This window comes from Streptomyces sp. MBT65 (genome assembly GCF_016612545.1).
In the GTDB taxonomy this organism is placed as follows: Bacteria; Actinomycetota; Actinomycetes; order Streptomycetales; family Streptomycetaceae; genus Streptomyces.
Map to the genome: position 1 here is coordinate 18353 of NZ_JAENRY010000073.1, position 9911 is coordinate 28263.

Consider the following 9911-nt stretch of genomic DNA (forward strand, 5'->3'; position numbering starts at 1 on the left):
CCCGTATGAAGTCCCGGCTGAAACCGCCCATGTACAAACGGAGTTGGGCGGCGAGCGTGTTCTTCGCGTTCGCCGTCGTCCTCGGCCTCGCCCACCCCTCGGCCCTCGCGGCCACGAGCCCCGCTCCGGCCGCCCCGCCCGCACCGCACGCCGCCGTGTACGACGTACGCGACTACGGCGCCAAGGGCGACGGCTCCGCCAACGACACCCCGGCCGTCAACAAGGCCATCACGGCGGCCAGTTCGGCCGGCGGCGGCACGGTCCGCTTCCCCGCCGGCACCTACAAGTCCAAGAACACCATCCACATGAAGAGCGACGTGACGCTCCAGGTCGACACCGGCGCCACGATCCAGGGCTCGTCCGCGGACACCTACGACGCCCCCGAGGCCAACCCGTACGACCAGTACCAGGACTACGGGCACAGCCACTTCCACAACGCGATGATCTACGGCGACCGGCTCACGAACATCGGCTTCGTCGGCGGCGGAGTCATCGACGGGCTCGGCAACCTGATCACCGGCAACCCCAAGTCGGGCCAGGCCGACAAGATCCTGTCGCTGACACGCTGCGACGGACTCCGCATCGGCGACGGCCTCACCCTGCGCCGGGGCGGCCACTTCGCCGCGCTGATCAACGGCTGCACGAACGTCACCTCGGACCACCTGACCATCGACACCGCGAGCGACCGCGACGGCTGGAACATCATCTCCACGACGAACGTGACCGTCACCAACGCCAGCATCAAGGCGAACGACGACGCCCTCGTCTTCAAGAGCGACTACGCGCTCGGCGCCAAACTCCCCAACGGCCATGTGCGGGTGAGTGATTCGTATCTGTCGGCCAAGTGCTGCAACGCCCTCATGTTCGGCTCCGAGACCTGCGGCGACTTCTCCGACTACCAGTTCCAGAAGATCCGGATCGAGGGCGCCGACAAGTCCGGCCTCGGCATGGTCTCCATGGACGGCGCGAAGATCTCCGACGTCCACTACCGCGACATCACCATGACCGGCGTCCACTCACCGATCATGGAGAAGATCGGCACCCGAAAGCGCTGCGGCAACAGTCCGGGTGTCGGTTCGATCAGTGATGTCACCTACGACAACATCACGGCCACCGGCAACAGCCCCTCCTTCAGCCCGACTCTGTGGGGCGAGACCGGCCACCGGATCAGCGGGATCACCTTCACGAACGTCGACATCACCGTCCCCGGCGGCAACGGCACCATGTCCACCGGGGTGCCCAGCAACGACCCCAAGGACTACAACCCGAAGGCCATCGGCACCCGGCCGGCCTACGGCTGGTATCTGCACAACGCCGAGAACGTCCAATTCACCGACAGCTCGGTGAAGTTCGCGACGAACGACGGCCGCCCCGCGGTCATCGCCAACGCCGCGAGCGGCATCCGCTTCACCGGCTTCACCGCGCAGCGCGGCACCGCCTCGCCCTACGACCTGGGCTTCCAGGACGTGAACGGCTACTGCGTGAGCGGCGCCGGCGCGCCGCGCGTGTCCAGCACCGGATCCACCGAGAACTGCGCGCCCACGAGCCCCCGCACTCCGGGTGTCGCCGCCCGCCCCCTGGATCTGGAGAACCCCCGCCAGGCCTTCCTCCGAGGCTCCGTCGGTGGCCTCTTCCTGCACTGGGGCCTGCGCACCGCACCCGCGCACACCAGTTGCAGCGCGTGGGAGAGCGACGTCACGAACGGCGGCTGGACCCCCGACTACTGGGTGAACGAGGCGCAGAAACTGCATACGCAATACCTCGTACTGGCTACGTTCCACAGCCGCCTCGGCTACGCCCGCCCCTGGCCCTCGAAGATCCCCGGTTCCTGCTCCACCCAGCGGGACTTCCTCGGCGAGCTGATCACCGCCGCCAAGGCCAAGGGCATGAAGGTCATCCTCTACATGACCGACGACCCCCAGTGGCACGCCGACGGCGGCCACGAGTGGCTCGACTCGGCCGCCTACTCCGCCTACAAGGGCACGAACGTCGACCTGACCACCCGTGACGGCTTCGGGCAGTTCAGCTACGACAACTTCTTCGAGGTCATGGACCGCTACCCCGACCTCGGCGGCTTCTGGATCGACAACGACAACGCGTACTGGGAGAGCCACGACCTCTACCAGCAGATCTACCAGAAGCGCCCGAACTACACGCTCAGCAACAACAACGAAGACACCCCGATCATGGACATGATCAGCAATGAGCAGAAGACGGGAATGTCGCCCGCATACGACTACCCGCAGGCTGTATACACCGCACAACCCCGCCTGACGGAAGCCGACTTCAAGCTCCCGTCGACCGGCGCCTGGTGGTACGACGGCTCCGACCCGGCCGTCGACCGGATGCTCACCCTCGGCCGCCTCGTCACCAACGCGGGCTCCTCGGTGAAGGCGCTGATGGCGGAGACCGCCCAGGTCAACGGCAAGTTCCCGGCCAACCAGGCCGCCTTCAACAATTTCGCGAACTCCTACCTCGACCCCGTCTGGGAATCCCTGCACGGCACCGAGGGCGGCGGCTACATGTACGGCGGCCTCAAACCCGGCTTCTGGAACGACGGCGCCCACGGCGTCACCACGATCAGCCGGACCGACCCGAACCTCCAGTTCGTCCACGTCCTGACCCCGCCCAGCACCAGCACCCTGCGCATCCGCGACAACGGCTACCGCATCGCCTCCGTCACCAACCTCCGTACCGGGGCGGCGATTTCGTGGTCCCAGTCCGGCGGAGTGCTCACCCTCACCGGTCTCGGCGGCTGGGACCCGTACGACACCGTCTTCAAGGTCACCACCGCCGGCCGCCAGGGCATCCTCTCCGGCGTCACCGTGAGCGCGAGCACCTCGGCGAGCGGGCACGCGGGTTCGGCCGCGGGGGACGGGAGTTACCTCACCTACTGGGACAACAACAAGACCCTGCCCGTCAACCTCACCTTCGACCTGGGCAGTTCGAAGAAGGTGCAGTACATCGGCCTCAACCAGCGCGAGGACTCCGTGGCCTACGCCCGCTCCGACACCGAGCAGTCGGCGCGGATCAAGGCGTACAAGGTGTTCCTGAGCAGCGACGGCACCACCTGGGGGAGCGCGGTCAAGACCGGCGAGCTCCCAAGTCGGCGCGGAATCCAGGGCATTGACCTCACCGCCGCCAGTGCCCGCTACGTCCGCCTCGAAGTCGACTCCACCTGGGCCGCCGCCACCGACACCACCCGCTACAAGCGGCTGCGGATCGACGAGGCCTGGATCGGCACCTTCTACGCGACCCCCGGGGGATCGTCATGACACACATCGGAACCAGACCGTTCGTGGCGGCCCTCGCCGGGCTGCTGGCCGCCTCCGCGCTTCCCCTCCTGAGCGGCCCGACCCCGGCCGCGGCCTCCGACAACGGCCAGTCCGCCCGGCCCGCCATGGGCTGGAGCAGTTGGAGCTACGTCCGCCGCACCCCCACCGAGGCCAAGATCAAGGCCCAGGCCGACGCCCTCGTGTCGAGCGGCCTCAAGGACCACGGCTTCGTGTACGTCAACCTCGACGACTTCTGGCAGAAGTGCGACGCCAACGGCTTCACCGTCGACTCCTACGGCCGATGGGCCGTCGACACGGCCAAGTTCCCCTCCGGAATCAAGGCGTTGGCCGACTACATCCACTCCAAGGGACTGAAGTTCGGCTTCTACGTCACCCCCGGCATCGCCAAGAACGCGGTCACCGCGAACACCCCGATCGAGGGCACCTCGTACCACGCGAAGGACATCGCGGACACGTCGAAGACGGAGAAGAACTACAACTGCAAGAACATGTACTACATCGACTACGGGAAGCCGGGCGCGCAGGAGTTCGTGAACTCGTGGGCGAAACAGTTCGCTTCCTGGGGCGTCGACTACCTGAAGATCGACGGCGTGGGCAGCGCCGACATCCCCGACGTCCAGGCCTGGGACAAGGCACTGCGCGCGAGCGGACGGCCCGTCAACTTCGCGCTCTCCAACAACCTTCCGATCGCCGACGCCACCACCTGGCGGCAGTACGCCAACAGTTGGCGCACCCAGGGCGACGTCGAGTGCTACTGCGGACCCGGCGCCAACGGCAGCGGCTATCCGCTGACCGACTGGTCGCACGTCTCCGCGCGCTTCAACACCGCCGCGTCCTGGCAGCCGTACGCCGGGCCCGGCGGCTGGAACGACCTTGACTCGCTGGAGGTCGGCAACGGCGACCAGGTGGGCCTGACGGCCGACCAGCGGCGCTCGCACTTCACCCTGTGGGCGATGGCGGGCTCGCCCCTGCTGCTCGGCACCGACGTCACCCAACTCGACCCCGTCGACAAGGCGATGCTCACCAACGACCGTCTCATCGGCGTCGATCAGGACGGCGTCGCCGCGAAGCGCGTGGTGAACAGCGGTGTGAAGCAGGCCTGGAGCAAGCGCGAGAGCAACGGCGCCTACGTGGTCGCGCTGTTCAACACCGGTACGTCCGGCAGCGCGACGGTCTCCGTGGACTGGTCGCAGGTCGGCTTCACCGGCTCCGGCGACGTCACCGACCTGTGGTCCGGCTCCCACAAGGGCACGATCGCGGACTCGTACAGCGCGACGCTCCGGCCGGGGGAGACCCGGCTGATCCGTGTGAACCCGGTCAACAGCACCCTGAGGGGGCACTCATGACACGCGACAGAACATCGGCGCGGGCCACGCGGGGCCTTTCCCCGGCTCTCTCCCTCGCCCTCACCCTGGCCCTCGCCGTGCCGCTCGCCGGTCTCACCGGCCCCGCCGCGCACGCGGCGAGCACCGACTACCAGGCCGAGGACGCCACCGTCGTCCAGGGCACCGTGGCCACCAACCACACCGGCTACACGGGCACCGGCTTCGTCGACTACACCAACGTCACTGGTTCGTATGTGGAGTTCACGGTGAACGCCACCGCCGCCGGCACCGCGTCGGTCGCGCTGCGCTACGCCAACGGCACCGCCGTGGACCGCCCGTTGGACATCTCCGTCAACGGCACGGTCGTCGCGTCCGCCGTCTCCTTCCCGGCCACCGCCGACTGGAACACCTGGGCGACGAAGACCGTGAACGTCCCGCTGACGGCCGGCACCGACAAGATCCGGGCGACCGCGACCACCGCGAACGGCGGCCCCAACCTCGACCGCATCAGCGTCGGCACCGCGACCGACGCACAGGCTCCGACCCGCCCCGGCCAGCCGAGTTGCTCGGACATCGGCGAGGACGGCCTCACCCTGAACTGGGGCGCCTCGACCGACAACGTGGGCGTCACGGCGTACGACCTCTACGAGCACGGCAACAAGATCGATGAGGCGTCCGGGAGTTCGACCAGCAAGACCCTCACCGGGCTCGCCCCGAACACCACCTACGACCTCACCGTCATCGCCCGGGACGCGGCCGGGAACACCTCGCCCGCCAGCCCGGTCGTCGACTGCACGACGAAACCCAGCTCCGACACCACCCCGCCCACCGAGCCCGGTACTTTGTCGACCGCCGACATCACATCGAATACCGTCGACCTCACCTGGGGCGCGTCCACCGACGACCGCGCGGTTGTCGCATACGACATCCGCAGCGGGGACACCGTCTACAAAACCGTCGCCACCGGCACCGCGACCACCCTCACCGGCCTGGCCTGCGACAGCCCGTACACGCTGAACGTCGTCGCCCGCGACGCGGCAGGCAACCTCTCCGAGCCGAGCAACACGGTCACCTTCACCACGAAGGCGTGCGCGAGCGACGGCGGTGTCCCGTCGTCCATCGCCACGCTCTCCACCGGCTGGACCATCCCGTGGGGCACCTACTGGATGCCCGACGGCCAGAGCGCTCTCGTCACCGAGCGGGACGACTTCCGGGTCTGGAAGACGGCCAAGGACGGCACCCGGACCCAGGTCGGCACGGTGCCCGAGGCGGTCACCACCAACGGCGAGGGCGGCCTGCTCGGCGTCGCCGTAGACCCGAAGTGGGCCACCAACCACTACGTCTACTTCATGCACACCGCCTCCGAGGGCAACCGCGTCGTCCGCATGACGTACAACGGCACCACCCTCAGCGGCTACACGGTCCTCCTCCAGGGCATCAAGAAGAACCGCTACCACAACGGCGGCCGCCTCGCCTTCGGCCCCGACGGCTACCTCTACGTCTCCACCGGCGAGGCCCAGACACCCGACCTGGCCCAGGACAAGACCTCCCTCAACGGCAAGATCCTGCGCATGACGACGGACGGCAAGCCGGCCCCCGGCAACCCGTTCGGCAACTACGTCTACTCGTACGGCCATCGCAACCCGCAGGGTCTCGCCTTCGACCGCAACGGCCGCCTGTGGGAAGCGGAGTTCGGCAACAGCTCCAAGGACGAACTCAACCTCATCAAGCCCGGCGCCAACTACGGCTGGCCCACCTGCGAAGGGACGTGCAGTGTCGCCGGGATGACCAACCCGAAGGCCACCTGGAACGTCAACGAGGCCTCGCCCAGCGGGATCGCCATCGTCCGCAACGTCGTCTACATGGCGTCCCTGCGCGGCGAACGCCTGTGGCGCATCCCGATCAACGGCGACACCGAGAACGTCGGCACCCCGACCGCGTACTACGTCGGAACGTACGGACGCCTGCGCACGGTCACCAAGGTCCCCGGCGCCGACCAGCTGTGGCTGTCGACGACCAACTGCGACAACAACGGCAACCAGGCGGACGGCTCCGACAAGATCTTCCGTGTCAACATCGGCTAGGGGAGGGGGAGTTCAGGCCCGGTAGAGCGCCTCGACCTCGTTCGCGTACGTGTTCTCGATGGCCTTGCGCTTGAGCTTCAGGGACGGGGTCAGCAGCCCGTGTTCCTCGGTGAAGGGCTGGGCCAGTATCCGGAAGGTGCGGATCGACTCGGCCTGCGAGACCAGGGTGTTGGCGGCCACCACCGCGCGCCGCACCTCGGCCTCCAGGTCGGCGTCCCGCACCAACTGGGCCGGGGACATCCGCGGTTTGCCGCGCATGGTGAGCCAGTGCTCGACGGCCTCGTGGTCGAGGGTGACGAGCGCCGCGATGTAGGGGCGGTCGTTGCCGACGACGATGCACTGCGAGACCAGCGGATGGTCCCGCACCCGCTCCTCCAGGAGCCCGGGCGCGACGCTCTTGCCGCCGGAGGTCACCAGGATCTCCTTCTTGCGCCCGGTGATGGTCAGATAGCCGTCCTCGTCGAGGGAGCCCAGGTCGCCGGTGGCGAGCCAGCCGTCGTGCAGGGTCTCGTCGGTGGCCTTCTGGTTGTTGAGGTAGCCCTGGAAGATGTTGGGGCCGTTCAGCCAGATCTCGCCGTCGTCCGCGATGTGCACGGTGACCCCCGGGATGGCCTGGCCGACCGTGCCGTAGCGGGTGCGCTCGGGCGGGTTGGCGGTCGCGGCGGCCGTCGACTCGGTGAGACCGTAACCCTCGTAGATCTGCACGCCCGCCCCGGCGAAGAACAGTCCGAGCCGCCGGTCCATGGCCGACCCGCCGGACATGGCGTTGCGGATCCGGCCGCCCATCGCGGCCCGCACCTTGGAGTAGACGAGTTTGTCGAAGAGCTGGTGCTGCATGCGCAGCCCGGCGGAGGGGCCGGGGCCGATGCCCCAGGCCTTCTCCTCGATCGCGTCCGCGTACTTCACCGCGATCTCCACGGCCTTCTCGAACGGCCCCGACTTGCCGTCCTTCTCGGCCTTGCGGCGGGCCGCGTTGAAGACCTTCTCGAAGATGTACGGCACGGCCAGGATGAACGTCGGTCTGAACGCGACCAGGTCGGGCAGCAGCGCGGCCGCGTTGAGCTGCGGCTGGTGGCCGAAGCGCACCCCGCCGCGGATCGCCGCGACCTGCACCATCCGCCCGAAGACATGCGCGAGCGGCAGGAACAGCAGGGTCGCCGCCTCGTCGCCCTTCTTCGAGTGGAAGACGGACTCCCAGCGGTCGATGACCGTGTCCGCCTCGTACATGAAGTTGCCGTGCGAGATGACACAGCCCTTGGGACGGCCCGTGGTCCCCGAGGTGTAGATGATCGTCGCGGTCGAGTCCGGGGTGACGGCCTGGCGGTGCCGGTGCACCACCTCGTCCTCCAGATGCGCGCCGGCGTCGTACAGCTCCTGCACGGCGCCCGTGTCGAGCTGCCACAGCTGGTGCAGCGCGGGGAGCCGGTCGATGACGGTGGCGATGGTCATCGCGTGGTCCTCGTGCTCGACCATCGCCGCCGAGACCTGCGCGTCGTGCAGCATCCAGAAGCACTGCTCGGCCGACGACGTGGGGTAGACCGGCACCACCTGGGCGCCGATCGTCCACAGCGCGAAGTCGAACAGCGTCCACTCGTAGCGGGTACGGGACATGATCGCGACCCGGTCGCCGAAGCGGATGCCCTGCGCGAGCAGGCCCTTGGCGAGGGCGAGGACCTCGTCGCGGAACTCGGCGGCGGTCACGTCCCGCCACTCGCCCCGCTCGTCCTTGCGGCCGAGGGAGACATGGAGGGGGTCGTCCTGGGCGCGCTCGAACACGACGTCGGCCAGACCGCCCACCGGCGGTGCCAACGCCAACGGAGGGTTGTTGAACTCGCGCAAACCCCGCTCCCCGCTCCTGTTGGCACTCCCTTGACAGCGCCGTGAAAGCTACCCCACCGGACGGAAGGGCGGGAGAGGGCGGGAAAACGAGCGATCCTCACGTCCGCACTGGTCAGCGGCGGAAAATGCCCTCACAAGGGGAAGGGTCGGACAGAAATCCTTACGGTTCCGTAGGTTTCGGCCCCGTAATCTCCACTGAATCTGTACGACCCGGTCACCCCCCGCGTCCCGGTCGCCGGACGTCATCCGTGCGACGCCGTCTCCTCCCCGCTCAGCGTCCGCGCGCCCGATTCCGTCACTCCCGCCGGTCCGCCCGTCCGCTCCGCGCGACCCGCCCCGACCAGGGCGAGCACCAGCGCGCCCGCCGCCGTCCCGACGAGGCCGGCCGTCACGAGCGCCGCGTCGAGCCCCGACGCGAACGCGGCCCGCAGCGCGTGCTCGGAGAACGTCCCGCGCAGCGCCCCGGCCCCACCGCCCGCCAGCGTGTGCGCCGCGTCCGCCGGGAGCGTGTCCCGCATCCGCGAGGTCAGGACGGTCCCGGACACGGCGACACCGAGCGCGAACCCCAGCTGCCGTACGGTGTTGACCGCGCCGCCCGCCATGCCCGCCCGCTCCGCCGGCACCGCCGCGAGCGCGGCCCCCGCGATCCCGGGCGCCACCAGCCCCGTACCGACACCCACCAGGACGAGCCCCGGCACCAGCGTCGTCCAGTCCGAACCGGCGCCCAGGACGGCCTGGCAGAAACACCCCGTACCGATCAACAGCAGGCCGCCGCCGATGGTCAGCCGCGCCGGCACCCCGTGCAGCAGCTTCCCCGCGAGCACCGACACCACGACCGCCGCCCCCGTCAGCGGCAGCAGCGTCAGCCCACCGCGCACCGGGCTCATCCCCAGCACCGTCTGCAGCCAGATCGACAGATACGGCATCCCGCCGAACGCCACCCCGTTGAAGGCCAGTCCGCCCGCCATCACCCCCACGAAAGCGGGCTTGCGCAGCAGCGACAGATCGAGCAGCGGATGCGCCACCCGCCGCTCCACCAGCACGAAGCAGACCAGCGCGAGCGCCGCGAGCGCGAAGGACACGAGCGTCGGCGTCGCGCCCCAGCCGTCCTCACCGGCCCGCACCACCGCGTACGTCACCCCGCCCGCGAACCCCGCGAACGCGACCGTCCCCAGCCAGTCGACGCGCATCCCGCGCGTCCCCCGCGACTCCGGCACCACCCGCAGCGTCAGCCACACCGCGGCCACGCTCACCGGCAGGTTCACGAAGAAGATCCACCGCCAGCCCGGCCCCTCGGTGAGTGCCCCGCCCAGCACCGGCCCGACCGCCGCGGCACCGCCGCTGACCGCGCCCCACACCCCGAGCGC

Annotated in this window: 5 protein-coding genes; 3 read left to right on the plus strand and 2 right to left on the minus strand. The window is 69.1% G+C overall.

All coding sequences use genetic code 11. From position 1 onward, the window contains the following. Positions 1–29 precede the first annotated feature (29 nt). Genes JHN63_RS18600 through JHN63_RS18610 form a run of 3 tightly spaced genes read left to right on the plus strand, consistent with a single transcriptional unit; the run spans position 30 to position 6705 of the window. Complete coding sequence (locus JHN63_RS18600; RefSeq protein WP_200682207.1) at positions 30–3275, plus strand: glycosyl hydrolase family 28 protein; 3246 nt, start codon at positions 30–32, stop codon at positions 3273–3275. After that, the gene (locus JHN63_RS18605; protein WP_200682204.1) at positions 3272–4642 is read left to right on the plus strand and encodes a glycoside hydrolase family 27 protein; all 1371 of its coding nucleotides are present in this window, start codon (positions 3272–3274) and stop codon (positions 4640–4642) included. The genes JHN63_RS18600 and JHN63_RS18605 overlap by 4 nt, the downstream gene beginning before the upstream one ends. Further along, positions 4639–6705, plus strand: coding sequence for a PQQ-dependent sugar dehydrogenase (locus JHN63_RS18610; protein WP_234477334.1), 2067 nt, complete (start codon positions 4639–4641; stop codon positions 6703–6705). Before JHN63_RS18605 ends, JHN63_RS18610 begins: the two co-directional genes overlap by 4 nt. Before the next feature lie 12 nt (positions 6706–6717). On the opposite strand, the gene JHN63_RS18615 is transcribed toward JHN63_RS18610, so the two are convergent. Next, the gene (locus tag JHN63_RS18615; RefSeq protein WP_200682205.1) at positions 6718–8544 is read right to left on the minus strand and encodes a long-chain fatty acid--CoA ligase; all 1827 of its coding nucleotides are present in this window, start codon (positions 8542–8544) and stop codon (positions 6718–6720) included. Between the two features lie 242 nt (positions 8545–8786). Continuing rightward, a partial coding sequence (locus JHN63_RS18620) for an MFS transporter (RefSeq protein ID WP_200682206.1) occupies positions 8787–9911 on the minus strand: 1125 nt, incomplete at its 5' end.

Coding starts and splice junctions, on each gene's coding strand:
- JHN63_RS18605 (WP_200682204.1), top strand. CDS start 3,272: ATGACACACATCGGAACCAGACCGTTCGTGGCGGCCCTCGCCGGGCTG.
- JHN63_RS18610 (WP_234477334.1), top strand. CDS start 4,639: ATGACACGCGACAGAACATCGGCGCGGGCCACGCGGGGCCTTTCCCCG.
- JHN63_RS18600 (WP_200682207.1), top strand. CDS start 30: ATGTACAAACGGAGTTGGGCGGCGAGCGTGTTCTTCGCGTTCGCCGTC.